This window comes from Acidithiobacillus albertensis (genome assembly GCF_001931655.1).
Taxonomy (GTDB): domain Bacteria; phylum Pseudomonadota; class Gammaproteobacteria; order Acidithiobacillales; family Acidithiobacillaceae; genus Acidithiobacillus; species Acidithiobacillus thiooxidans.
In genome coordinates this window covers 574304-599923 of sequence record NZ_MOAD01000001.1, presented here as the reverse complement: position 1 = coordinate 599923, position 25620 = coordinate 574304, and the positions used below count along the sequence as shown (strand labels likewise).

25 protein-coding genes, 1 tRNA gene and 1 pseudogene are annotated in these 25620 nt (G+C 49.3%); 13 read left to right on the top strand and 14 right to left on the bottom strand.

The genetic code is table 11. From position 1 onward, the window contains the following. The 3 genes from priA to BLW97_RS03185 all read left to right on the top strand — a co-directional run. Window positions 1-891: replication restart helicase PriA (gene priA / locus BLW97_RS19925; RefSeq protein ID WP_215866473.1), on the top strand; the 891-nt coding region annotated here is incomplete at its 5' end. Window positions 892-977: 86 nt separating this feature from the next. Continuing rightward, a complete protein-coding gene (locus BLW97_RS03190) occupies window positions 978-2366 on the top strand; it encodes a sigma-54 dependent transcriptional regulator (RefSeq protein ID WP_051488087.1) in 1389 nt (462 codons plus the stop codon). A 105-nt stretch (window positions 2367-2471) separates the two neighbouring features. After that, window positions 2472-2675 carry a cold-shock protein gene (locus BLW97_RS03185; protein WP_009564993.1) on the top strand — a complete coding sequence of 68 codons (204 nt, stop codon included), beginning with the start codon at window positions 2472-2474 and terminating at the stop codon, window positions 2673-2675. Between the two features lie 52 nt (window positions 2676-2727). Here BLW97_RS03185 and BLW97_RS03180 read toward each other — a convergent pair whose 3' ends face one another. Then, window positions 2728-4596 carry a DEAD/DEAH box helicase gene (locus BLW97_RS03180; RefSeq protein WP_075322296.1) on the bottom strand — a complete coding sequence of 623 codons (1869 nt, stop codon included), beginning with the start codon at window positions 4594-4596 and terminating at the stop codon, window positions 2728-2730. A gap of 93 nt (window positions 4597-4689) precedes the next feature. Then, entirely contained in the window at window positions 4690-5313 is a 624-nt protein-coding gene (locus tag BLW97_RS03175; RefSeq protein ID WP_075322295.1) for an MBL fold metallo-hydrolase, read from the bottom strand. A 122-nt stretch (window positions 5314-5435) separates the two neighbouring features. Between BLW97_RS03175 and BLW97_RS03170 the strand changes: the two genes are divergently transcribed. From BLW97_RS03170 to BLW97_RS03160, 4 genes are all read left to right on the top strand, one after another. Further along, window positions 5436-6443: a sodium:calcium antiporter gene (locus BLW97_RS03170; RefSeq protein WP_075322294.1), complete on the top strand. Its 1008-nt coding sequence runs from the start codon at window positions 5436-5438 to the stop codon at window positions 6441-6443. Between the two features lie 74 nt (window positions 6444-6517). Next, a tRNA-Arg gene (locus BLW97_RS03165) sits at window positions 6518-6593 on the top strand. A gap of 319 nt (window positions 6594-6912) precedes the next feature. Continuing rightward, on the top strand, window positions 6913-7215 hold the full coding sequence (locus BLW97_RS18920) for a site-specific integrase (RefSeq protein WP_143214829.1): 303 nt from the start codon (window positions 6913-6915) through the stop codon (window positions 7213-7215). 54 nt (window positions 7216-7269) lie between these two features. Then, entirely contained in the window at window positions 7270-7746 is a 477-nt protein-coding gene (locus tag BLW97_RS03160) for a cupin domain-containing protein (protein WP_075322293.1), read from the top strand. A gap of 641 nt (window positions 7747-8387) precedes the next feature. Here the strand turns inward: BLW97_RS03160 and BLW97_RS03155 are convergent. The 10 genes from BLW97_RS03155 to BLW97_RS03110 all read right to left on the bottom strand — a co-directional run bounded on the left by BLW97_RS03155 (window position 8388) and on the right by BLW97_RS03110 (window position 17345). Continuing rightward, window positions 8388-9401 carry a hypothetical protein gene (locus BLW97_RS03155; protein WP_075322292.1) on the bottom strand — a complete coding sequence of 338 codons (1014 nt, stop codon included), beginning with the start codon at window positions 9399-9401 and terminating at the stop codon, window positions 8388-8390. A 4-nt stretch (window positions 9402-9405) separates the two neighbouring features. Further along, window positions 9406-9732, bottom strand: a complete 327-nt coding sequence (locus tag BLW97_RS03150) for an H-NS histone family protein (RefSeq protein ID WP_075322291.1) — start codon at window positions 9730-9732, stop codon at window positions 9406-9408. 24 nt (window positions 9733-9756) lie between these two features. Beyond that, on the bottom strand, window positions 9757-10338 hold the full coding sequence (locus BLW97_RS03145) for a hypothetical protein (protein ID WP_075322289.1): 582 nt from the start codon (window positions 10336-10338) through the stop codon (window positions 9757-9759). A gap of 229 nt (window positions 10339-10567) precedes the next feature. Further along, window positions 10568-12013: a CsgG/HfaB family protein gene (locus BLW97_RS03140; protein ID WP_075322287.1), complete on the bottom strand. Its 1446-nt coding sequence runs from the start codon at window positions 12011-12013 to the stop codon at window positions 10568-10570. Window positions 12014-12091: 78 nt separating this feature from the next. Then, complete coding sequence (locus tag BLW97_RS03135) at window positions 12092-12760, bottom strand: hypothetical protein (RefSeq protein WP_075322285.1); 669 nt, start codon at window positions 12758-12760, stop codon at window positions 12092-12094. A gap of 25 nt (window positions 12761-12785) precedes the next feature. Next, window positions 12786-13922: a hypothetical protein gene (locus BLW97_RS03130; protein ID WP_075322283.1), complete on the bottom strand. Its 1137-nt coding sequence runs from the start codon at window positions 13920-13922 to the stop codon at window positions 12786-12788. Further along, window positions 13919-15166: a hypothetical protein gene (locus tag BLW97_RS03125; protein ID WP_075322280.1), complete on the bottom strand. Its 1248-nt coding sequence runs from the start codon at window positions 15164-15166 to the stop codon at window positions 13919-13921. Before BLW97_RS03125 ends, BLW97_RS03130 begins: the two co-directional genes overlap by 4 nt. A gap of 375 nt (window positions 15167-15541) precedes the next feature. Continuing rightward, complete coding sequence (locus BLW97_RS03120) at window positions 15542-15973, bottom strand: ribonuclease H family protein (RefSeq protein ID WP_242947668.1); 432 nt, start codon at window positions 15971-15973, stop codon at window positions 15542-15544. A 62-nt stretch (window positions 15974-16035) separates the two neighbouring features. After that, entirely contained in the window at window positions 16036-17091 is a 1056-nt protein-coding gene (locus BLW97_RS03115) for an N-6 DNA methylase (protein WP_075322278.1), read from the bottom strand. Window positions 17092-17126: 35 nt separating this feature from the next. Then, entirely contained in the window at window positions 17127-17345 is a 219-nt protein-coding gene (locus BLW97_RS03110; protein WP_031572409.1) for a hypothetical protein, read from the bottom strand. A 1135-nt stretch (window positions 17346-18480) separates the two neighbouring features. Between BLW97_RS03110 and BLW97_RS03095 the strand changes: the two genes are divergently transcribed. Next, entirely contained in the window at window positions 18481-19215 is a 735-nt protein-coding gene (locus tag BLW97_RS03095) for an SDR family oxidoreductase (protein WP_065957730.1), read from the top strand. A 16-nt stretch (window positions 19216-19231) separates the two neighbouring features. On the opposite strand, the gene BLW97_RS03090 is transcribed toward BLW97_RS03095, so the two are convergent. After that, window positions 19232-19612: a hypothetical protein gene (locus BLW97_RS03090; protein ID WP_075322274.1), complete on the bottom strand. Its 381-nt coding sequence runs from the start codon at window positions 19610-19612 to the stop codon at window positions 19232-19234. 320 nt (window positions 19613-19932) lie between these two features. On the opposite strand from BLW97_RS03090, the gene BLW97_RS03085 reads away from it, so the two are divergent. From BLW97_RS03085 to BLW97_RS03065, 5 genes and pseudogenes are all read left to right on the top strand, one after another. Next, a complete protein-coding gene (locus BLW97_RS03085; protein ID WP_024895402.1) occupies window positions 19933-20733 on the top strand; it encodes an EAL domain-containing protein in 801 nt (266 codons plus the stop codon). Window positions 20734-20809: 76 nt separating this feature from the next. Continuing rightward, entirely contained in the window at window positions 20810-23038 is a 2229-nt protein-coding gene (locus BLW97_RS03080) for a putative bifunctional diguanylate cyclase/phosphodiesterase (protein WP_075322273.1), read from the top strand. A 216-nt stretch (window positions 23039-23254) separates the two neighbouring features. After that, the gene (locus BLW97_RS03075) at window positions 23255-23587 is read left to right on the top strand and encodes a type II toxin-antitoxin system HigB family toxin (RefSeq protein WP_341465655.1); all 333 of its coding nucleotides are present in this window, start codon (window positions 23255-23257) and stop codon (window positions 23585-23587) included. Between the two features lie 18 nt (window positions 23588-23605). Then, entirely contained in the window at window positions 23606-23974 is a 369-nt protein-coding gene (locus BLW97_RS03070) for a helix-turn-helix domain-containing protein (RefSeq protein WP_075322271.1), read from the top strand. A 100-nt stretch (window positions 23975-24074) separates the two neighbouring features. Beyond that, window positions 24075-24292: pseudogene (locus BLW97_RS03065) on the top strand (transposase); the annotation flags it as partial. A 667-nt stretch (window positions 24293-24959) separates the two neighbouring features. Here BLW97_RS03065 and BLW97_RS03055 read toward each other — a convergent pair. Further along, window positions 24960-25620: cytochrome d ubiquinol oxidase subunit II (locus tag BLW97_RS03055; RefSeq protein ID WP_143214901.1), on the bottom strand; the 661-nt coding region annotated here is incomplete at its 5' end.

Genomic DNA, 25620 nt, shown 5'->3' with positions numbered 1-25620 from the left:
CCCGCCGTACTCTGCCATGATTGTGGCCATGTCCTGCACTGCCCACGCTGTAGTGCCGCCCTCACCTGGCACCGCCACCAGCAACGCCTGCGCTGTCACCACTGCGGATACGAGTCACGCTGGCCTGAAGACTGTCCGGAATGCCACAGTACTGCGCTGATCACTGCCGGACAGGGAACCGAGCAACTGGAAGAAGTCCTGCGCCAACGCTTTCCCGATACGCCGGTCTGGCGGATTGATCGGGATGCATTACCCGGTCGGGAGGCTTTTTCCGCCGTACTGGAGCAAATCCATCAAAACCAACCTGCCATCCTGGTTGGCACGCAAATGCTCGCCAAGGGCCATCATTTTCCAGCCGTCACCCTGGTCGGCATCGTCAACACCGATCAGGGCCTGTTCAGTGCCGATTTTCGGGCTCCCGAGCGCTTGCTGCAGATGGTTCTGCAAGTGGCGGGACGGGCGGGTCGCGAAGACCGGCCCGGACGAGTCCTTCTGCAAACACACCTGCCCCATCATCCCCTGATCCAGAAACTCAGTGAGGGAGACTATCAGCAAGCCGCCCGCTTACTCCTGGAAGAACGCCTGCAAGCAAGTCTTCCTCCCGGCACAGCCCTGACGCTGATGTGTGCCGAAGCCCATCAACGGGCAGCCATTCAGGCCTTTCTGGAAGCGGCAAAAGCCTGCGCTCCCGATTCGCTGGTAATCAGCGGACCGCAGCCTGCACTGCTGGAAAGACGGGCCGGTTTTGAGCGCGCTGAACTGTGGGTGGAAGCACCCACCCGCCAGATCATGCAGAAGGCTCTTAAAACCTGGTTACCCTGCTGCCAGCAGCTGCCAGAAGCCCGGAGGGTGCGCTGGTTTGTCGATGTCGACCCGCAATTCATGCTTTGATTCCGGCGTGATGGGTAAAAGCGCCTATATATTTTGGGTATGCGTGAAATTTATGCGACACTCGTAACAAATTCGAAGGAGTAAACATGCCCAAAAATGCCAAGCTCAAACTCTCCGATCCGTCAATAGAACGCAGTGTATTGTATGTGGGTGAAAAAGAGATCATTGCTGCCTCTACAGGAATTTTGAAAGAAGAAGGCTGGAGTATCATTTATGCACCCTCTTTAGCAGAGGCTCCCCAATACGCCAGCAAAAGCGGCGCGCTGGTTGGCGTAGTCGGCTTCAGCCAGAAAGAGTTCGTGGATCATGCGCATCGTGTCGAACTGATGCTCGCCCAGTCCACCATGCTGAAATGGATTGCCTTGATCCCCCCCAATGCCGCTGAACAACCGGCTTTCCGTCAGCTGATTGGTAGCGCATTTTATGATTATCACACCTTGCCTTTAGATGCCCTGCGTCTGTCCATCACCTTGGGACACGCATTTGGAATGGCAGAAATGACGGCTGACACCTTTCAGGGCGGACAGTGGGATCTTCACCATCATCCCGAAAGCCAGATGGTTGGCGCCAGTGACCAGATGCAGAAAATCTATCAGGAAATTCGCAAAGTCGCTGGTGTAGAAGCGCCCGTTCTCATCACGGGCGAAAGCGGGACGGGCAAAGAACTGACAGCTCAAGCCATTCATGAAAGGTCCACGCGTAAAGAAGGGCCCTTTATAGCCGTCAATTGTGGTGCTCTTCCTGCCAACCTGATTCAATCAGAATTATTCGGGCATGAAAAAGGTTCTTTTACCGGTGCCCATGAACGCAAAATCGGACGCATTGAGTCTGCCACTGACGGAACCCTTTTTCTGGACGAAATTGGCGACTTGCCGATGGACCTGCAAACCAATCTGCTGCGTTTTTTACAGGAAAAAACCATTCACCGCGTTGGTGGCCGTCAGGATATAGAAGTCAATGTCCGCGTGCTCGCTGCCACCCATATTAATCTGGAAGCAGCCATCAAGGACGGACGTTTCCGACAGGACCTTTACTACCGCTTGAATGTGTTGCAGATAAAAATGCCGCCTTTGCGTGATCGTGTGGGTGACATTCCCTTGTTGGCGCAATATATATTCACGCGCTTTTCGGATGAAAAAGCGCATCGAGTCAAAGGATTCAGCGAAGAAGCACTCCATGCCATGAATCATTATGACTGGCCGGGCAATATCCGGGAACTCATCAATCGTGTCCGTCGAGCCATGGTCATGTGTGAAAAATTCCTGATTTCACCGGTTGATTTAGGTCTGGAGCGGCGCACCAATTCACGCATGCAGGTCACCCTGAATGAAGCCCGTGACAGTGCCGAAGCCAGTAGTATTCGTGGAGCACTGGCACAAAGTCGCGGCAGCGTCAGTATGGCTGCCCGCCAGCTGGGCATTTCGCGGGTGTCTTTATATCGCCTGATGGAAAAACACGGCATTTCCAAAAGCTGAATATACGCTAACAGACTGATCAGGATAGTAACTTGCGTAGGTACGGGTATATGCTATTCTTGAAAGTAGCCGGTTGGGCTATTTTTGATTATTTTGGGGTGTGAAATGGCGGTTGGTACAGTGAAGTGGTTCAATGACAGTAAGGGATTTGGTTTCATTACACCTGAAGATGGTAAGGAAGACGTGTTTGTGCACCATTCCGCCATTGAAGGTACGGGTTTCAAAACCCTGGCTGAAGGTGAAAGGGTCAACTTTGAAGTCACTCGTGGACCCAAAGGTCTGCAGGCCGAAAAGGTCCGCCGGGCTTAATTAGGGCTCAGCGTTAAAACCGGATGTTTTGCGCATCCGGTTTTTATATTTTCTAACTCTCTCTCGTTGGCTTTTTGCGCTTGCCAGCCGAGTTACCACGCGGTTTACCCTCACCTTTCGATGGCTTGGTAGTTGCCGACAAAATCTTTCTGGATGGTTTCGCGTCTCCCCCGGTACGCGCACGTGGCGCTGAAGACCGACGGGGTGCTCCCGATTTATCGCTTCCAGCTTCTTGTGGAGCAATTTGTAACGGCCGTCCCGCCACCCAGACTTTCTGCAAATGCTGCAAGGCGGCCGCAGGAATATCTGCCGGTAACTCTACCGTACTGTACTCGCCGTGGATTTCCACCTTGCGGATATTGCGACTGGGAATCCCTGCCTCATTGGCAATAGCGCCGACAATATTCTTGATCTGGGCGCCGTGATCTTCGCCGACATCCAGACGGAAGCGCCGCATCGGCTGATCATCAGCAAGGGGTTTACGGGGTGTGCGGTTAGCACCGCGATCACTGCGCACTGGCCTTTCGTCATCGCCGCGCCGCCGTGAAGCACTTGGCCGCCCCGATCCTGAGGACTCAGTACGCATGGGCCGGGTGGGTTCTTCAACAGGCACCAGTGGCCGTTCTTTTTGCACCATGTAGGCCAGAGCTGCCGCAATTTCACTGAGGCCCACGTCATGTTCCTGCTGATAATCGGCAATGAGCGATTCAAAAACCGACAAATCCTGAGCATTGATCACTTCCGACAATTGGTCCTTGAACTGGGTCATGCGGCGGTCGGCCACATCTTCTATGCTCGGCAGATGCATAGCCGTAATCGTCTGGCCGGTAGCCTTTTCAATAGCCCGCAACAAATGACGCTCGCGCGGCGCCACAAAGAGGATGGCATCACCGGTTCGTCCTGCCCGTCCGGTACGCCCAATTCGATGCACATAAGCCTCGGTATCATTGGGAATATCGTAATTAATGACGTGGGTGATGCGTTCCACATCCAGGCCCCGCGCCGCGACATCCGTAGCAATCACAATATCCAGAGCACCGGATTTCAAGCGTTCGATGGTTTGTTCACGCAGGGCCTGGCTCAAGTCACCATTCAGGGCACCGCAGGCATAACCACGTGCTTCCAGACGCTCGGCGAGTTCTACAGTCGCCGTTTTTGTGCGCACAAATACAATCCAGGCATTACTGTCTTCGACTTCCAGAATCCGCGTCAGCGCATCCAGCTTGTGGGTACCGCTCACTTGCCAGTAACGCTGGCGAATAGTGGCCACGGTGGTCGTCGCCGACTTGATCTTGATTTCAAGAGGGTCCTTGAGATAGGTTTTTGCAATCCGGCGAATGGCATCGGGCATGGTCGCCGAGAACAAGGCCACCTGCCGACCATCCGGCGTGTGCTGCAGGATGTCTTCCACTGCATCAATGAAGCCCATGCGCAGCATTTCGTCGGCCTCATCCAGAACTACCGCCTGTAATTGGTCAAGGCGCAGGGTTTTGCGGCGTAAATGATCCTGAATACGCCCCGGAGTCCCCACCACTACATGTACCCCCCGCTGCAGTTGCTTCAGTTGCAAGCCCATGGATTGTCCACCGTAAATAGGCAATACATGAAAACCCGGCAGAAATTTGGCGTAGCTTTGCATGGCCTCGGCAACCTGGATGGCCAATTCGCGAGTGGGAGCCAGAACGAGCAATTGCGGAATGCGCAGGCTGATGTCGACGCGACTGAGCAGTGGCAAGGCAAAAGCCGCCGTCTTACCCGTACCTGTCTGGGCGAGGCCAATGACATCACGGCCTTCCAGCAGCGGCGGGATACTTTGCTCCTGAATCGGGGAAGGCTGTTCATAGCCGATCTCCGCCACCGCCTTCTGCAAAGGTTCGGCGAGAGCAAAATCACTAAAACGGAGATCAGATTGTTGAGACATGGACACACCCGGAAGAGAATTCAGGGTCAGAACTATACGCCAATTATCGCGAATTTGCAGTGTTTTCTTGTCGATAAATGCGCTTCGGCAAAATCAGTCGGTGTCGAGAGCCGCCTGCAGTTCTGTTTGAATCGCCAGATCTGCCCCGGGACCAACGGGCGTCCTGTCTGCCACAAAGGTATCTGTGAAGGCATATTCAAAATGCACATCCTGAAGACCGAGGCTGCCGAAAATGCGGGTTTCCCAGGAATGATCATCGGCATGGGCCAGCAGGGTCGGCCACTGGTCCGGACTGGCACATTCGAGGATGGGACCGAAAAAAATGGCACCCGGCTTGTTTTTCAGGCGTAAAGCACAACTGCCGGGAGTGCGGCCGGACATGGGCAGAAAATCAATGGTGCGCGTCAGGCGCAACTTGCTATCCAGGGCAATATCAATGGGCGTGTTCAAAAATTGGGCCTCGGCGGGCTGCGCCACCAGCTTGCAACCGGCCTGCTTCCAGAGCAACACATCCTGAGCCCCAAAATGGCTGGGCAAAAACAATATCTGCAGCGGAGCCAAAGCTTCCAGTTCTGCCTTCAATACCTCGGTATATTCCGGCGCGTTGACGAGAATGCCCCCGGCATCTTTATCGGCAATAAAATATACTGCTGGCTGTACGCCCCCACCTTCTACATGGTAAATATCCCGATCGAAGAAACTGCACAACTTTTGCATACTCTGCTCCTGCCTCGGTCATTCCAGATGATATTTGCAGTATAAACATAATCCACGCTGAAACTCATCTTGCGACTGTTTTTTGTCGTTGTGGATACAGACCACTGTGGCATAATCCATTCATGAATATACTCCTGCTGATTGCTGCCCTGATCATCATCCTCGCCGGGGCCGAGGCGTTTACCAATGCCCTGGAACATCTGGGTGACCGCCTCGGCATATCCGAAGGCGTCACCGGTTCGATATTTGCCGCTGTAGGCACGGCACTGCCGGAGGCCATGGTCCCCATCGTCGCGGTATTTGCGGCCGCATCGGGAAAACCCGCCCATCTTGGTGAAGAAGTCGGTGTCGGTGCCATTCTGGGCGCGCCCATGATGTTATCCACCCTGACTTTATTCCTGATGGCCGTTTTTGTGTCTCCGCAACGGGGCTGGCAGGGTGCCCTGCAGCCAGAACCCAGCGGAATACGCCGTGATCTGGGATGGTTTCTGGCGGCTTTTGGCCTCTCCTGCGTCGCCTTGTTCGTCCCTCATCATATTACCCTGGTACGGGTCGGCATCGCCCTGATTCTGATCACCCTGTATTTCTTGTATGTGCTGGTCACCCTACGCGCTTCGGCAGCCCTGGTTGCCGAGGGTCATGGCACAGAAGCTGGTCATGCCTTATACCTCAGCAAAGCGGGTTTGCCCGTGCAAATGCCGGTGATTCTGCTGCAACTGGCGATCGGCTTGGGCATGATTGTGTTCGGTGCCAGTTTATTTGTGGATGGTATTGAAGGGTTATCCCACTGGCTGGGCATCTCGGCGCTGATCCTGTCGCTGCTGGTGGTTCCCATCGCCACTGAGCTTCCGGAAAAAATCAACAGCATCCTCTGGATTCGGCGCGGCAAAGATACCCTCGCCTTTGGCAACATCACCGGTGCGCTGGTTTTTCAGGGCAGCCTCCTGCCCGCCATTGGCGTATTACTCACCCCCTGGTCGCCCTCCTTCCCCGTACTGCTGGGTGCGGGACTCACTTTGTTGGCCGGCACTTATACCTACTTGCTGGTCATCCGTGGGGTCATCCTGCGTCCTTATCACTTTGCAGTAAACGGTTTGTGCTATGCCACGTATTTTTTTGCCTTAACCTGAAAGCATCTGCTTGGCTGCTGCGAACAAACTGGGGACTCGCCGCCGGTAACCTGCTTTTGCTAGACTGGACCCATGCCCCGGTAGCTCAGTGGATAGAGCAACCGCCTCCTAAGCGGTAGGTCGCGCGTTCGATTCGCGCTCGGGGCACCATATAAAACAATACCCTGACGCCATACTTAGGTTACAAACTGAGGTGGCAAATATGGCTACCATCCGCTCACGCGAAGACCAGGACGGTTTCACCATCGGCTAGCAAGCGCAGATCAAACGCAAGGGATTTCCACTCCAGGTCAAGACATTCAGAACCAAAGCTGAAGCCAAAGAATGGGCAGCCGTTACAGAATCTGAAATGATGCACGGGCTCTGGCGGGATCGTGGACTGGCGGACTCAACCATCCTTGCCGATTTACTGGATCGCTACTCCCGTGAAATACTGCCTTTGAAAAAGAGCAGTCAATGAGCGGAATCTGTGATCCGTATGCTCAAAAAATCCAGCTTAGGGAAATATGCACTGTCGCAATTGACGCCAGACTTGATTGCAAAATACAGGGACAAACGGTTAAATACTGTCAGTTCAAAAACTGGACGCATGGTTTCTAGTCAGACTGTGCGACACGAAATCGCTTTGCTGTCCAGGGTAATTACTCACGCCATCAAAGAATGGAACATCCCCTTACCACACGGGAATCCTTGCCTACAGATAAAAATGCCTGCGCAATCGCAATCGCGCGATCGCCGCCTAACCGACGATGAAAACGATACAATCATCTGAAAGCAGAAGATTTGGCAAAGCTGTTGGGTTGAAGAGCGCCTTTTATTCTTAACCATGTCCACACAGAAAATCATCCACCAGCTTGATCTTCAACCGCACCCAGAAGGGGGTTGGTATCGGCGGAACTTTACATCGCCAGAAATGGTGAGCACCCCACGGGGAGATCGCCCTACGCTGACCAGCATTTTTTACCTGCTGGCAGAAAATCAATTGTCCCGCTGGCATATGATCCCCTCTACTGAACTCTGGCATTTGTACAAGGGCGCCCCCTTGGAGCTGATCATCTACCACACGGAGACACACCATCTTCAGAAACACATTCTGGGTAATGATCTCGACGCAGGGCAGATTCTCCAGGCAATTGTTCCCGGCAAAGCCTGGCAGTGTGCCCGTAGCCTTGGGGCCTTTTCTCTGATGGGGTGCATTGTTACCCCCGGCTTTGATTTTCGAGACTTTCAGTTTGTGCGCGATCTTCCAGGCCATGTTCTCCACTTTGAAGGAGAGATGGCTGCGTTGCGCCATTACTTGTAGGTGGGGCTGCCGAACAAGCCCATTTTCCTGCTGCGACGATATTGGTATGCAATGCCATCAACAGGCGATTATCGCCCATCAGATTCAGCAAGTGCGGACATCAACGGAATAAAGAGGAAACAGTGAACCCGTTCGCGCCCTAGTCATGAATCCGAGAATACCGATTGGAAAGGAATGAATAAATCGCGTAGCATGGACATCGAACAGGCCATCTTGCGTTTTATAACCAGTCATTAATTGACAAATAATAATATTTAATGGCCGACTTTCCTCACGGAAAAACGGTGAAACTTCAGTTTATTCGTTTGTTCCTGAATAGTGAGCCATCAACCAAATAAAGCCATCCCTGAAAAGTAGGCTATCTGTGTACAAAGTGGTGACAGTGCGTGACCGTAGCAATGCCAATGTGGTGCCGGTGCACCATATAAACAATAAATAGTGCGCAAAAAAATTGAAAACAGAAATGTCAAAAAAATGTGCTTTCTGTTTTTGGGACACAAAAAAGAAATGACAAAAGTTCTAAGATTGAGGGTATCATGATGCAGTCCCTTCAGATATTTTCTGTCCAGCACGAACTTGAATCTGTCGTCAAAGGGACATATTCATGTCCTCCAGTTTTATCCACAGGCTGACCCATTCCATTAGTGCTGCACTCGGGATATTTCACCCGCCTCGTAGTCCTGAAACATAAGGCCCATGACACCCGATTCTTTGAGTAAATCGAATATCCGCTCAATGACATCCGCACGGGTCTGATCCAACTGTTTCCAGGGGATATAGAGTGCCCCATATTCCTGGGTGGCATCATAAAGTTCCAGCGTGAGCCCTTCCATAATCGGGTGATCCTGCAGACGGGCGAGAATCTTGCCCGACTTTTCCCCGACCACTCGGGTCACGAATTCCTCCAGAACGATATCCTGATATTCCTGTGCCCCTTCGCGAACCGCAAACACCATTCGACCCGGATATCCCAGCACGTTCTGCTGTCTATTCAGACCCAACACGGCCAGATCCGATTGTTCCGTCCAGATTTGAATGCGGCGTACAAAGTCATCCGAAGGTAACTCCCAAGCCACACAATGCCCCGGCATTTGCGCGGAGTAGCTGACAATCCCGATGAAGCAAATATAGGGATGCGTGCCTTCGGCATAGGCTTGTGTACTGAGCAAGGTGGCGGCTTCCCGATAGTCCTGGCCCAGTGCCGTATGCAGACGAAACACTTCTACCGGAGACATATTCAGCAGTTGCCCGCCATCTACGGGGGCGGGATAAAAGGTAACCTTGGCATTTGCGCAGACAAGTCCGTGCGTAAAAAAGGAAGCCGCAGCCCGTTCTGCCGAAAAACCCTGAATGGATTCTGGATGGCGTACCGGTACGGCAAACAGGGTGCTGACCTGTCCTTCTTCGGTCAGGAACATTTCTGCACGTTCCCGCGCATAATCCCGGAAATCCTCAGAGGCTTCTGGATCTTTTTCATACAGCAGCAGGGAAATGGTTTGCAGGGTTTCTTCATCCTCTTCGACGAGTAATGCGTCTACGGCTTCCCCCAATTGGGGTTCCACAGAAAATTCATTGTCCAGCAGATAGCGCGTTGCCAGTGCTGTGATGGCGAGCGCTTGCGGAGAGGCCACGTTACTGCCGGTAGAGGCTTTCATCGATTCAACCCGCCGCTATTTTGCAGGCTTGTTGGGCTTCTTCACTCAACGCCTTGAACCAGGCAGGTTTGGGTCCTGCTCCTTTCCAGACCAGATTGGGATCCGTTGGATGCTGATACCAAAAGGCTGGGGACTCGCGCACGCGACGCGTTTTCTGCGGTTCAGAAGGAACCAGTTTCAGGAGGTCCTTGGCGGTCAATCCCAAGTCCTCAACGATCCGGCGTATTTCTGCCAATCCTTCGTCCTTGGCTTGTTTGAGAAGCTCCTCCACCCGTTTATCAGCGGCTTCTTTGGCTTTCTTGGCGGCTTCCAATTCTTGCAAGATGCTCATGGTTTTGTTCTCTCTGGGTGGGCGTTAATGGGCCTGCTTCCGTTCCCATTGGGGATGCAGCAGTTCGGTGACTATTTCAACATAATTGAGGGCTGTGGTCACAAGTAGGGTAACAGCACGATCTTCCTCGCTGGATTGGGTCAGCGGATTGATCAGATGAAATACATAGCTCAGTAACCATTGCTCAGGATGTTGCTCTATGTAGTTTTGGGAAACACGCTGCCTTTCCATGGGAAGTACGCGGGAGTCTGTTACCTGGGTCATTCGACGGGTTACCCGTTCATAACACTGCTCTACCAGATCCTCATCGGCTGCGGGCAAGGTGATGCCTCCCTGATCCAGTGCCAGGGTCAGCATCAGCAATAAATCCACCAGCATTTCCAGACGGGCCTCTGGAATGCCCATACGGAAAAGGACCACAATACTGCCTATTAGTTGTGGCTGGATTTCTGCAATGCGGTCTATCAGTACGGCTTTCTCCTCCATACTCATCTGATCTCGCTGCACGACGGCATCTGCCAGTATTTTCTCGCTGATTCGGGCTTGCCGCAGGGCCTGCTTTTGCCTCGGTGGAAGGGGCAGTCGATCAATCATATTGCGGGTCATCAGGCAGCCTTCCGGTGAAATTGGGAATTTATATGACGCTTCATCACCGCCAATTCACAAGAGTGGGCTCGCTAAAAGCGTACGCTGAACAGCATATAAAAGAATCAGCCCCAAAAAGCAGCTCGGGGCTGACAGATATATAAACAAAAGAAGTAGTGGATTAAAGTAATTGCCTGGGTTCAAAGCTCAGTGATGATATTTTCAGGATTTGTGTGAATAATTCACTTCGTTACCAATCACTGTTATGTTTTCGCCTTTCCGGACTTGCTTCTTCTTGTGGTTGCTGTGCCATTGGTTGATAGGCAGGTGCCGCTTCTTCATTCGCTGGGGAAGCGGGTACAGGTTGAGGCGTACTGTTCGCCTCATATGTCGAGGCTAACATGCGCCCAATTTGTAATTCACCTGGAGCGATACTTTCCTGATCAGCCTGTACGTCAACTAGACGACCATAAGATAAAGTTGGTGTAACCCGCTCAATGACCACTTTTCCAAAAGGTGTTTGTGTTCGTCCTAAGTCTTGCCCTGTTTGTGGATCTCTTAATTCCTTGCCCATAGCTACTACGCGATATAAACCACCCTTTTCTACAGAATCTCCACCCTGACTAAGAACAACCTGATTACCAGTCTTTTGAAGTATGGTAATAGGATATTCGCGCATAAGAATAGAAGCAATTACCTTATGTACAATACTATTTTCCATGTTTTGTAGGGTAGCAGAAGAGCTAAAATTGGTTCCAAGGGTCGTCGGGGCGATTGAAGGTATAGCCCCCTGGATTGTATCCGCAGCCATGATTTGCCGATTGGTAACATCAATAAGCCTTTCAGACAAGGACCACCCACCCGAATAACTGACAATCTGCCTACTAGATATAGAAAGGCTTTGAGCATGTCTATAGTACCCTAAATTATTAATAGTTCCAGACCAGATTACCTGAGCACTTGTAACTTGACCTAGTTTTGCATAATCAGCGCTCGGTGTTTGCCCATTAGCAATTAAGGATAACTCTCTATCTATAGCGGAATTATCCTGTCTATCCAAAACTACAAATCGACCGGTTTGACTAAGGGCCGTTACTAGTTGTTGGTGAATGGCATGAGTGACTACACTAGAGGGAATAGTTTCTCCACCAACAGTAAAGGAAGACCCAGGAGTATGAATACTTCCTACAACAATTTTTAGTAAGTTATGTGTTTTTGGACCGTTAAATTTTGGGAAAGATGCTTCAATAGTTGCGTGATAGCTTTTTCCCATTAAGCCAAATAATTCAGGTTTTTTAATTTTAACTATTTTGAGGGAAGTGAGGAGTCCATTGGTAACATTCTGAACAGCCGTAGCGCTTAACTGACCTTCTATATTTCTTGTCTTTAAGTTGTCTGCAATATGTAATGCAGCACTATATTTTATTGAATCAATGTTAACTTTTTCACCATATTCTTGAAGAATTGCATTCTTTACAGCATCATTTACAGCGTCATTTCGAGTAAGCCCTGAACCCGTTGTTTCAACAGTGACGGTTGTAATATGGCCAGCGTTGGGAACAGGCGCCGCGTAAGCAGATTTTGAAGTACTATTAGTCATAGCTGTTGATGTGGAATTAGAGGATTCGTGTTTCGAACACCCCGCCATAAGAACCAACAACGCTGAAACGGAATAAACAATAGAGCTTTTTTTCATCTGTCTTCCATAAAATAAGATTGGGAAGGACCAAGAAACCCTTCCCAGCTTCAAACGCAAAAATTCAAAAAGGGAGAATTAAAGCGAACCCAAAGCCTTAGTGGCACTTGCTGGAACTGGTATTTTATTGCTTTTGGCGAAGGAGACAGCTTCATTAAGAGAGTCGCCAAGATTGCTAATACTTGTTGGCAGAGACTTGACAACGTATAACCCTGTGGCAATCTCAGAAGCATCCTGTGCTGCTGCCATAGGTGACATTGAAGAGGCTGAAGAAGAGAAAGCACTTGCAGCATTCTTCATGCCAACGTAGTGAATAATTCCCCCACCCAAGTTGGCAAGACCTTTTGCGTAATCAATCTTGTCAGCCGCTGATAGGTGAGGTTTTTTTGCTTGCTCTGCGGAAATCGCCGTAGAAGAACCAGCAATAATCTTTCCAGCGTGCTCAAGGGAAGACTTACCTACTTTGCCGGAGGCGCTTGATTTTAGCGATGCGATAGTTGCATCAATTGTTGATACCTGGTTTTTCAAATGTAAAGCTTTTGCCATATCCTTTTGAGCGGTAAGTACAGATATATTTCCGGACACATACTGAGTAGCCAGCTGATTACTCTCTGTAACAGGATTACCGGACCCTTGGGTTGATGAACCACCAGTCACTGCACTTGTGACACTACCAAATAATCCTGCTGAAGCCGACAGTGGTACGGCGGCCAATACGGCAATAAAGATTAAGTTTATCTTTTTCATTCTTGAAATTCCTTAAATGTAGTGGTTAATTTACAGATTGCTCGTTTAGACGGGAAACCAAGTCTAATGCAGTTTTGTTTGCGGCATTTTTAATTGCGTTAGTTAATGCCACTTGTTGAGTTGGGCCTAGTCCTGAAAACTGCTCTGGTCCAACGGCTGAAATCACGATTGGAAACTGGGATTCCACATTATAAATAGTTGCATCTACGCTTACTGTAACCTCCTTTAGACCTGTATTTGGATCTGTAATTGGCAACCCTACATTTAAGCTGCCGATGGCAAAATAAGGTATCTGAACAAGCTGCATAGCATTTGCAATATTTGCTAGGGTATTAGGCTTAATATTCCGGCCAGTTTTATACTCGTTTTTAATTTCTTCAATATTTAACAAGCCATTAGATTTTGGGGCAATAAATGCAGCAGGGATGCCTGTAAATCCTGCTTGTGAGAAATCTCCTTCAAACTCAGTGCTTAGATTCTGAGAGGTCAAAAGTTGATATCGATACTTTGTTGCTTGACGCAAATGACTCCCGCCTGATTGTTGTGTATCGGAAGTTCTGTCTGAAAATTTTTCAGTCCTCAGATCGTTTGATCCCACTCCAATTGATCCACCGTTTAAATTTTGAGTTTCATTTCCTTCATTTGTTTTGTCCCCTGCTAGATTCTGATGATAAGAATCTTCGGTCCTTTGGTAACTGCGAACCTCATAATCTCTTGCAGACTCTACACGCCTAGCCACGAAAAAAAATCCGATTTTAGCTTTTTGATAGCCGGGAGTTTTACCAGCTGATGAAGCAGACTTTATTGCATTATCCAGTAACGAAGAGTTGAGCTGTACCTGTAAAGAAATTTGGTACATATGCAGACTCTTATGATCAACCTGTGAAATAACAGAAGCCCCAAGTATATAATTAGATATATTGTTCATTACTGATTGTTCTATACTTGAGAAGTTGGCTGTTGAGGAATCACCTTCCTTAGCATAATAACGTACAATAGCATTTTTTTCCGCATTCAGAAAAGCTTGCTGCTTTTCTTGTGAATTAATGCGATGCCCAGAATAGGTTATTGATGCCATACCTTGCACATTTTCTATTCCACCATTTGCATATGAAACACCGTAAACTGCACTAAGGGCTAAAAATAGAGCTATTCTTTTCATATTTTACAAGACTCCAATGCTTTTTGAGTGTTAACGAGCATCTGCTGAATGTTATCTGCAGTCGTAGCTGAATGAATCCATTTATAATGAGGATTGTCAAGACCTGTAGCGAATTTCATGAATAAACCACGAAGAGCTGCGAGATAAGCTGGACCCGCTGCAACTGTTACCTGTGTCTTGGGTATCAATTTCACAACGCCATTCTTAAATGTGGCATTCATATAGATTTTATTGACCAATGAATCCAACATTTTAACATGGACGAATGCCCCATAAATCTGAGAATAACCAGATGGATTTGATTTATATGGTACATTCTTAAATCCCAATAGGGTTAAATGAATTTCATAGCTAGGTTTTGGAAGTGTAAAGTTGTAGGCAGAATCTTCACTGAAAGCAACTGCCATCTTACCTGTTGAACTACCTATAGTGTATGGTTCCAAAGGAATTTTTGCTATTCCTTCAACGGCTGAGCTAAATTGATTTGCTACGTCTTTCTTGGCGATATCTTTATCAAGCCAACCCATTTCAGGATGATTGCTTATTGAAGTCATAGCTCTGGATGATACTTTTACTTTTGTGACTTTTACAAATTTAACAATACCCTTAGGTAAAACTTCAGTGTGAATAGAATCTGCAAAGCGACTCACTAAGTTATTACCTGGGTCCAAATATAATGCTTGTCTTACGCCCTCTTCTGCATCAGCTGAAGTCGGATAATGGTCTAGCGTATCTATGTATTGCTCTGAAATTGGCACGCTAGCTATTATTGTTTTTCTTGCATAGTCAAAGAAGATTGTTTCAGCATGTAATTGTATATCCATTTTGTATACATTTGAAGCATTTACTTTGTATTTTTCAATTGATTCCGTTTCGCCATCTAAAACCATCGCAAGAACAATAGATCTCCCATATGTTTTATCATGGTTACTTAGCTTATTTATTTTCAAACTAAATGCAGTTGGCTGTGAATTAATTACATGATTTAGTAAATCTTTTTTGAAAGCCGAACTGCTGCTTGCTATGTAAGCTAATGGGTAGAGTTTTTTTATTTGATCATATTTACCTGAAAAGCCGAATCCGCCATCGTTTTGAGTAACAAAATAAACATCGCTCGCGTGGGCTAGGCTTGAGAATAGAGACAGGCCAAGGATGCTAAACATTACCAATTTGAATGTATGCCTAGCTCTGTTTTGTAAATGTATTTTTCTAGGTATTCTTGTGTTGTCTTTCAATGCGGGCACTGTGTTAATCCTTTTTTTTATATGCATAATTACTAAAATAAGTTAGATTATTAAAAACCTCGTCTTCAATCTTTCACAATTGAATACTCAAACTGTAAATCCTAAAATGGACTTTTATATCTTAGATTGCTTGTCAACTTGAAGTCAACTTTTTTTGCACTTTTTTGCTTTTCCTATAGGAGTCGCTTATTTCCTGATCAGTAAGATATAAAAATGACGGCAACTAGAAGATTCTGAATACTATTTTATAGTAATTGGTATTCATCATATCTATTGAACGATTGCAGCATACCTATCGACGTTGACGAACCTACCTTGCAATGGCTCTCCAGAATGGCTTAAAAACTTCTTTGTCGCACTTGTTGATAGAGACCATTACCCCATGCTTAATCCCCGATTTGCCAGTTGGTCGGCCTTTTCGTTTTCCGGATGCCCATTGTGTCCACGAACCCACTCCACTTGGACTTTACGGGCGCTATACAAGGCATAGAGCTGCTGCCAGAGTGCCAGGTTCAAGACCGGTTTTCCTGCAGCGGTTTTCCAACCCTTTTTGATCCAACCGGGCATCCATTCATTCAGGCCTTTCATGACATACTGGCTATCGGAGTAAAGGATGACTTGAGCGCCTTCGGGAACTTTGCGTAAGGATTCAATGGCAGCTGTGAGTTCCGCGATGTTGTTGGCCCCCTGTTTCTGGATAAAGCCACACTGCTCTGTGCGTGTTCCATCGGGAGATTGATGACCGATCCCCAGGCACAGGGGCCGGGGTTGGTAGGGCCACAAGAGCCATCGCACCAGATTTTCCAAATACTCATCAAACAGGTCTCCGCATTGATCGAATTTAACGACTGATGAGTATAGTTTAGCCCTCAGCGGGTTCCCAGAAGCGGCAACCCCAATTCCTGCAAAAAGGCATTATGCCGCTGAGTAGCCTCGGCGATCTGGTCTTCCAGTGTCGCCAGTTGCTGATGGACGGCCTGCAGATCAATTTCTTCTTCAGGAGTTGCTGTACTGATATACCGGCTGATATTGAGGTTGTAATCATTGTCCGCAATCTCGGTCATGGGCACGCGGCGGGCATAACGCTCTTCTTCCCGGCGAAACTGGTAGGTCTCAATGATCTTGTCGATATCTTCAGTGCGTAAGCGATTCTGGCGTTTGCCTTTCTCAAAGTGTTCGGCAGCGTTGATGAAGAGCACGTCATCGGGTTTCTTGCACTTTTTCAGGACGAGAATGCAAACCGGAATGCCGGTGGAGAAAAAGAGATTGGCGGGCAGGCCGATTACGGTGTCGATGTTCCCATCCTTGAGGAGTTTGGTGCGGATGCGTTCTTCTGCACCCCCGCGAAACAGCACACCATGGGGCAGAATGATGGCCATGACACCTTCAGGTTTGAGGAAATGAAAGCCATGCAACAAGAAGGCAAAGTCAGCGGCAGATTTGGGGGCCAGACCGTAGTTCTTGAAGCGCATGTCTTCACTCAACGCACTATTGGGTTCCCAGCGATAGCTAAAGGGTGGATTAGCGACTACCGCATCAAACTGCGGGGCCTTGGCGGGATCTGCGCCCATACGTTGCCGGACATTCAGCAGCAGAGATCCTGAACCACAGGCAAAATCGAGAACGCTGTCCAGTTGTTTTTTCTTGCCGGTAGCCGGGTCCTGACTCGTTTCAAATGCGTCGATATCCTCGGGATTCTGGGCATACCAGAGGGCCAGTGGGGTACGGCGGTCACCGGCTTCCAGACGCGGATAATCGGGTCCCAGTTCCTTTGCTGCGGCCATTTCGTAGTTATCGGACGGATAACGCAGAAACAGAAAAGAGAGCATGTAATCGCGGAAGTCATCGGCATTCATGGCACCGCGTAGTTGATCGGCAATGCCCCAAAGGGTGTTGCCCAGTTGTTTTTGGTCGATTTCAGTCATGATGGCAGGGGATCTCTTGGGTTAAAGCGTGTTGCTCAGATATCGGCGGTTGCGGATGATTTCTGGGCCTCGGCATCGGCTTCGCGCAGTTCCTGGGCCGAGATACGGACGCATTGCCCATCCCGGACCATCACAATGCCGGTATTGGTTTGTATGGCGATCTGTCTGGCCAGTTGGGCGGCTCGGCGCATGGCCGCCATAGATGCGCGCAAATCGGGATTACGGGCCTGGGCAATGTCTTTGGCGGTATTCATGGATTTTCTCCCCATTCCAACAGTAAAGGTTCTGGACCGCTATTATCATACTTCGCCCAGCTGTTGACGCGATATCGATAGTATTGCTCGAAGCTAACGGTACAGAGCATCCTCATCCACACCCAGGTCCGCCCCCATCGCTACATCCCAATGGCTGGTTAAAATAAAAAAACCTCAAGCCTGTGGACTGCCGGAAGCTTTTACCGCCGATACAGCTGGGCAATGGGTCTTGATGCTGCGGGAGGAAGCATTGCAGATTGGCCGGACGGAGACCAAAGGGGAGCCGGTTTTGGGTGAAGTGCTGGCTTTCATACAGCCAGTAGCCTCTTTTTCGGTCAGCCATTAGATGCGGCTGCAGGGGAAAGAGCTGACGGATGAAGCACCCAATAGCTTTACCATTTTTCGGCTTGATCCGGTCTGGCAGCGGAGGATGAATCCGGCCTTTCCCCCGCATTCCCAGCAGCAGCTCACTGGCCCACCAGCAGTGCTCTGGAGCACGATTTATAAAATGACTTCACGAATAGATATGTTTTTCATTTTATGAGGCCCACTCGTATTTCAGTATCACCATTTATGATCGGGCTTCCTCAGGATTAAAACTGGATCCACTTGATGCTCAGGCTGGAAATCTATTGTCACCCATTCTATGACTGGCGCCAATCTGGATATTCAGTGTCTCCACTTTGTCACTTTTCACCCGGCCCTTATATTTTTGACCATCGCGTAACATCACACAGCACATTCAAAGAATGGGTTTGCGCAGATGGAATGATGCTGATCAAAAACCCAAATCAGCCCAGGCTGTTAACCCCGGTCAAAGGCTTCCTGTAGGGATTTCGGTTGAAGAGCTGGTTCAGACTGATTGCGGTCATTTAGCAGCTGAAAGAAAATGAACACCGAGGAGCTATCTGGTTGACCGAACCACAGTGCTGTTGCGTAACACCGCTATAACTAAAATTGGAAGGTTTTTCGAGGTGCCCTTACATTAGCTCTGCCTTTCAGCGCTAATTTTCAAGACCAACGAGATCAAATTTTGCGCCACAAAAGCCATCCCAGCTTGACGAAACGGTTTGCCTTGACTACGGTTAATACCAACTGGACGGTATATAAATTTCCCATGTTGAGAGGTTATTTCATGAAAATGCAAGATTTAAAAGGTAAGGTTGCTGTTGTCACTGGAGCATCCAGTGGAATTGGTGAGGCTAGCGCCAGACTGCTTGCGGCCGAGGGTATGCATGTAGTCCTGGTAGCTCGTCGTCGCGAGCGCTTAGAAAAACTGGCCCAGGAAATTGGCGATACCGCCTTGGTGATGCCTGCTGACTTGCGAAAACCGGAGGAAGTGCTTCATTTGTTTGAAGCTGTTGGAAATCATTTTAATGGAATTGATTTGCTATTCAATAATGCTGGTCTCGGTTATCACGCTGAGTTTGCTGATAGTAAACCGCATGAATGGGAAGAAATGATTGATGCCAATTTGTACGGAGTGCTCCGCTGTACACATGCAGCTATACCCTTACTTAGAGGGAGGCCCGGGGCAATGATTTCGACGGTTTCCAGCGTGGGTGGTCGCTACGGTCTTCCTGGTTGGTCAGTTTATAATGCGACCAAATTTGCGGTAGTCGGCTTTCATGACGCCTTACGTAAGGAGCTGGGTCCGGAAGGTATTCGGGTGGCACTCATTGAGCCGGGTGCAGTCTGGACAGAATGGGGTTTTAATGTTTCCGAAGAGAGTATGCACAAAAGACGTGAGTCTCTGGAGGCTCTCCATGCAGATGATGTTGCCCAGGCTCTCGTATACAGTTTTGCTCAACCGGCTCATGTGCTTGTCGAAGAAATTCTGGTTCGTCCTGTCAAGCAAATCGTGCCATAGGGAAGTTCGGCTGAAATTAAAGATCAATCCCATCAACTCGATTGCATACACAAGATAACAATAAGGCCTGCGCTGCTGTTGCCGTCATAGCTGCCTGCGCTTCCTGAAGATTAGTTGCTGGGGGAGAGGCACGAAAATGGCTGCTACATAAAGTGGCAGCGTACTGCGTGGGATAGGCCAAGGAAACCGAGGTGAATCCTCGCGGTATAAATAATTGATTGGTTCCAGCCACGACTAACCGCCCGTCCACGACGGCCACTCCTGAAGTCGCAGCAGACGGAGCGGGGGTTTGCGCAGGCGTGGTATTGGCCAGAGCCTGATTGCTCACGCACGCGATACACGCAAGAACTACCGCCGGGAGTGCAGTAGCAAGGGTGATACGCAGGGATTGTTTCATTTGGGTTCAGTTGCTTCCCACATGGGTATTCAGGTGCGTGTCGTCTCTCATGCCTGCATCATGAATATGATTACTCATGTACATCCTGGCAACAGGATTGCTCTTCTTTTAGGGCAAACGCTTGAACTAGCGGAAATCTCTAAGTATTGTGACACCTGTAACACATATGAAGCAATTTCTTTATTAAAATAATGGAGTGTTTTAATTTTTTGTTAATCTACTTATCATGAGAATTTTCACTATTATAATGATTTATAATGAATATTTTTTAAAATTTTTTAAGATGTCATGATATTGCAAATACAGGAGACTATCCATCCATGCACACGCCAGATACACTTTCGCTGAAACCTTCTTGCAGCCGCTGCAAGGAGGAGGAGCCATTGGGCTTCGAATTTACCTTTGCCTTCCAACCCATCGTGCATGCAGGGGAACGTCGCGTGGTTGCCTACGAGGCACTGGTGCGCGGACCACAAGGTGAACCGGCGTCTTCCATCCTCGAACAACTCAACGATGCCAATCGCTATCGCTTTGATCAGAATTGTCGGATAAAAGCGGTACAACTTGCCGCAAAGCTGGGGATGTCCTGTGATCTGAACATCAACTTTTTCCCCAATGCCGTTTATCAGCCTGAACAGTGTATCCGCACCACCCTCTGGGCTGCAGAAAAGTACGGGTTTCCCATCAGTCAGATCGTTTTTGAAGTTACCGAAGGTGAAAAAATACAGGATCATGAACATCTTCGCCGTATCATTGATTATTATCAAAAATTAGGATTTCGAACGGCTATCGATGATTTTGGTGCGGGTTATGCGGGGCTCAATTTGCTGGCGAACTACTTGCCCGATTATATCAAACTCGACCGGGAGCTGATTATTGATATTGATCGCCACGCGCGGCGTCAGGCCATTGTCCATGGTATACAACTGACCTGCCGGGAACTGAATATCGGCATTCTGGCAGAAGGTGTGGAAACGCTTGCGGAATATCGCTGGTTGCGCAGGCAAGGTATTGACCTGTTTCAGGGATATTGGTTTGCGAAGCCTGGATTTGAAACGCTGCCGGAGGTACCCGACGAATGTTACATTACCTCCGCGCATTCAGCAGAAAGGTCTGAATAATTATACAGCATGGCATATATCACCCGATAGCTTTTCCAGTGAAGAAGGAGTTACTTCGATCAACCAAAAAGGTTCAATGGATAACCAATCGCCCCTAAAAATCTGGTTAGATATTTTTTCCAGCATGAGTAAGGCCCCATTCGCAGGAAGTGTAGACCTGCCTTGGGATCAGGCCCAAAAGCGGCTTATGGACCAGATGTTGAGCAGTCTGGATCAAAGCGGGCTGTTTCATACCTGCGCCATCGCTCGGGCCGATACCGGTCACATTTTGCAGCCTTTGGCGGTTTCCGGTCCAGTACAACAAATAGTTCTGGAGAATGTGGCTGTACTGTTTTCGCCAGACCATCCTCATGCGCGCAGCATGACGGCACGAGCTCAGGTTGAGGACCGTACCTTGCTCGTGACTGACTATGTGCACAGCGAATATTTGCAACATCCCGATCTGGCTGGATGGCGACAGGCGATAGAAGCCATTGGCATCCAGTGGCTTCTGGCCACGCCGATCCATCGACATGCCTCTGTTTGGGGGGTGCTGGTGTTGAGCGGCTTACAAGATGAGCCGCCGGAACTCATGGCCGACAGTGCGGAAAAGGTGGCTGAGTTCATTGCTGACGCCATGGAGCATCTGGAAACACGTCGAAATGAACAGCAGTATCGGGAAACCCTTAAAAATCTGGCGCATACCGATGCTTTAACCGATCTTCCCAATCGACGGGCGCTGGAAACGCAGATGGAGCAAGCCATGCTCCACGCCATTCGTCACAATCGTCTTCTGGCGATCTGTATGCTGGATTTGGACGATTTTAAGCCAATCAATGACACCTATGGTCATGAGATAGGCGATGAAGTATTGGTGACCTTAGGTAAACGTTTGACCGATATGTTGCGCAAATCTGATTTTATTGCCCGTTACGGGGGCGATGAATTCGTACTCCTGCTGGAAGATTTGGCGGGGCATGCAGACCTTGCGCAACTCCTTAAAAAAATTGAAGGGACCATCACCACACCGATCCTTCTGAGTAATCGTGAAAGCGTTCAGGTTGGGGCAAGTATGGGTGTCGTACTGTATCCTTTTGCCGATACAGACCAAGCGGATCAGCTGTTGCGCTGGTCTGATCAGGCGCTCTATGAAATCAAAGCCCACAAAGCGGATCGAGAAAATTGCTGGGCACTTTTCGGTGAGAAAAACTTCGCAGATCAGCGTAATCCCGCACAGGTCCTGCTGGATAACGGCGCATTGGAGGTCTGGTACCAACCCATCCTGGATAGCCGCAAAGGCAAGATAGTCGGCATCGAAGCTTTGGCACGCCTGCGGGATGAAAACGGGACTATTTGGCCTCCAGCCCGGTTTTTGCCGCAATTACACGGTGAAGACTTTTCTGATCTCAACAAACAGGTATTAACCCAAGCATTGGAGGATCTCTCGATACTGGATGCCCAAGGATGGCCTTTATGGGTCTCCGTCAATCTGGATCCACGTTCTCTGTCGGGGTCTTGCATCACTTGCTTACGTGGGCTACTCGGCGAGAGCACGGTAGATGCATCGCGCATCACACTGGAAATTCTTGAGGGAGAGGATTTTCTGGAGCGGCAGACCGCGTTGGAATTGCTCCTGGAAATAAAAGCATTAGGCTTTCGTCTGGCGCTTGATGATGTGGGAAGTGCCTACAGCTCTCTGCTCCGCATGAAGGAACTGCCTATTGACGAAATCAAGCTCGACCAGGGCTTTGTCCGCACCCTCGAACTGCGACCGCAGGACCTTCATTTCTTGAACGCCATTCAGGATCTGGCCAACGGCATGCAGGTAGATCTCGTGGTAGAGGGTGTAGAGACTGAAGATATCCTGGATGCAGTCACCGTTATGGGAAGCACGCTTCTGCAAGGTTACGCCATTGCCAGGCCTATGCCGTTCGCAGAATTGCAGGCATTCCTCAAGCACAGCGTTTTCCCGCATCGACATCGACCCATCAGTTTGCTTGGACTGTATGCTACGCGTCTTGCTCAACACGAAACGCTGAAAAAAACCATTATTCGGTCTCCACGCGCAGTTGATTACCTGACTCTGGCTGATGCCACGGTCTGCCCCCTCCATGGGGATATCCATCGCTTGGGACAGGATAACGTAAACCGTCTGGATCATCTGCATCGAGAGTACCACCGCGCCATTGCCGTAATGGATGCCCTTATGCTGGCTGCTCCAAGCGGTGCGGATTGGAGTGCTGTTGATCAAGCTGTAGTGGATTTTGAACAGGCTATTTTGGAGACTTATTTTGAAGAAAAAAGCAAAAAACAACAGACATCATAGGGTGAAACCGGAACTTTGTTAGTTCTCCGTCAGACCGTTTTTGAGCATCTTCAACTGGCGCTCGTCATCTCAGAATAAACCAGGGATTACGATTCTCAAAAAACTGCGATTTATAGCCATCGTGATGAGTTGGGAGAACATGATGGTCAAGTCGCCGAATGACTGCTTCCGCTGCATTGCCCTCGCCATCCTATCTTCAGCACCAGATGATTGCGCATGTCCCATATTGGGACCAGACTTCATGTTATGCGAGTTATTGCCGTGTCCATGCTCCGGGACTTCTGGAAGCTCCACCCCAGTGCCGAGCTGCCTCTCAGGGCTTGGTACGGGGAGGTTGTGAATGCGACATGGACTCAACCCGCAGATATCAAGGCACAGTATCCTAGTGCCGGCTTGCTGAAGAACCGCCGGGTTGTTTTCAACATCAAAGGCAATGATTATCGGCTGATCGTCGCTGTGTCATACAAGTTACAGATTATCTATGTAAAGTTTGTCGGCACTCACAAAGACTATGACGCAGTGGACGCGGATACCGTTGACATATCCTGATCAGGAAAGGAGGGAAACATGGACATTCGCCCCATTCATACCGAAGCAGACTACGCTGTCACCCTCAAGGAAATATCCACCTTGATGGATTCCGACCCTGATCTGGGCACGCCGGAGGGGGATCGCCTAGATATCCTGGCCACGCTAGTGCAGGCTTACGAGGCCAAGCATGTATCCATCATTGCGCCCGATCCAGTGGAAGCCATCAAATTCCGAATGGAACAGAGCAATCTGTCTGTTAAAGATCTGGAGCCGATCATCGGTAGGAGGAACCGGGTATACGAAGTCCTGAATCGCAAGCGCCCGTTGACACTGCCTATGATCCGTAGATTACATAAAAGCCTGGGAATTCCCGCCGATGTGCTGATTACGGAGAGTTTGGGCTAATTCAACGAACTGCCGCCGTAATAGCTCACTCCAGTGTGAGTATAGTGGACCCCAGATTTGAGACGGTAGTTTAAGCTTGTTGCCTGATCAGGAGGAGGCGATGAGCGCAGCAAAGCGGAAAGTGTACAGAGCAGCCTTTAAGGGCAAGGTAGGATTGGAGGCAGCCGGGGCCTGAAAACCATCAACGAAATTGCGCAGAAACATGGAGTGCATCCAGCGCAAGTGGGGCAATGGAAGAAGACCATTCTAGAGCAGGTGGGTACTTTATTTGAGGGCAAGCGTGGCCCGCAGCCTATTGATGCGCACAGCGACCCCAAAAAAGGCAAACACCCCGGCACTGAGATCAGCACCGCCCAGGGTCAGTTTGGTCATGGTCTTGGTCGCGGCTATGCCGACACCTACGGATAAGCCCAACCATTGCCGAATACACTGGCAGGCGGCTTTGGCCTATATCGAAACATTGTTCAGGCGCAAAACCACGCAGATCAAGAAAACATTCATCGATGCTATAGATTGGCCTTATTTGGAAATGCGCTGACCGCACTACGCACAAAAGGGATCCTGAAAGGTATGCGGCTTTTGACGTTTTCCCGGTTGTCCTGCTTGACCCTGTATCAGGCGAAAGTCCCCAATAGAATGGACAATACCGATACCTTGCAACAGGTACCAACGATCGGGTGCATATCTGGAAGATTGATTCCCCAGCCAACCGGCCAGCAGAAAGGCAGGAATAATTGCTAAAATTGAGCCCAGTAGTCGCGCGTGTGGAGCATTTATTATATGTTTATATAGTAACCATTCCGCACGACGCAAACTCACTTTTAGCCTTGTAACATGTTGAATGCCTTATCCCGAATAACATTCGTCCCGCCTCCAGATATTCCATTCCAGTCGCTGGACATGCCATGCCATAACCTCCACTGAATTTGATATTTGTGAAACAGGAGAACGGCAGGATGCTGAAACCAGCATCCTGCGTCGAACGTCAATGACCGCCGTAACTGGTCATTTTTGTGGTACGACCCCGGAACACCCAGATTTGATAAGCGTTGTACATGATCATGATGGGTACAAACCCGGTCATGAACAAGGTAAACACGGCAATGGAGTTGGCCGGATTGGCGGCCGCCTGGATGGTCCAGGTTTCCGGAACAATGTAGGGAAACATCGTAGCCCACATGGCAAACCACAGGAGAACCACCACCCCTTCACCCCACAGCAGGGCGGCGAAGTCTTTTTGCATGGAGTGGTTCATCATGGATTTAAAGGCAAAGAACAGAACTACCAAGAGCCAGATGGCCCATACCCACCAATAAGGGCCAGTCCATTTTGCCGCTGCCCAGGGGAATATGGCATAGGACCATACCAGCGTGACGACAATTGCTGCTAAGGCCAGGTAGGAAAAAAGGGTGGTCCAGCGCTGTGCCTTGACGTTGATCGGATCCCCTTTTTCAAAGCGTGCACTCAGGTAAAGACCGCCGGCCAGTCCGGCCGCGATGACCGCGCCAAAACCGGTGAAGATACTGAAAGGGGTCAGAAAAGTGAGGGCCGTCCCGGTAAAATGGGGAATGGGCGAATTCACAAACAGGCCCGGAGCCCCTTTGGCCATGGCCTCACCGGCCTTCATGGGGAAGCCCTGCAAGGTC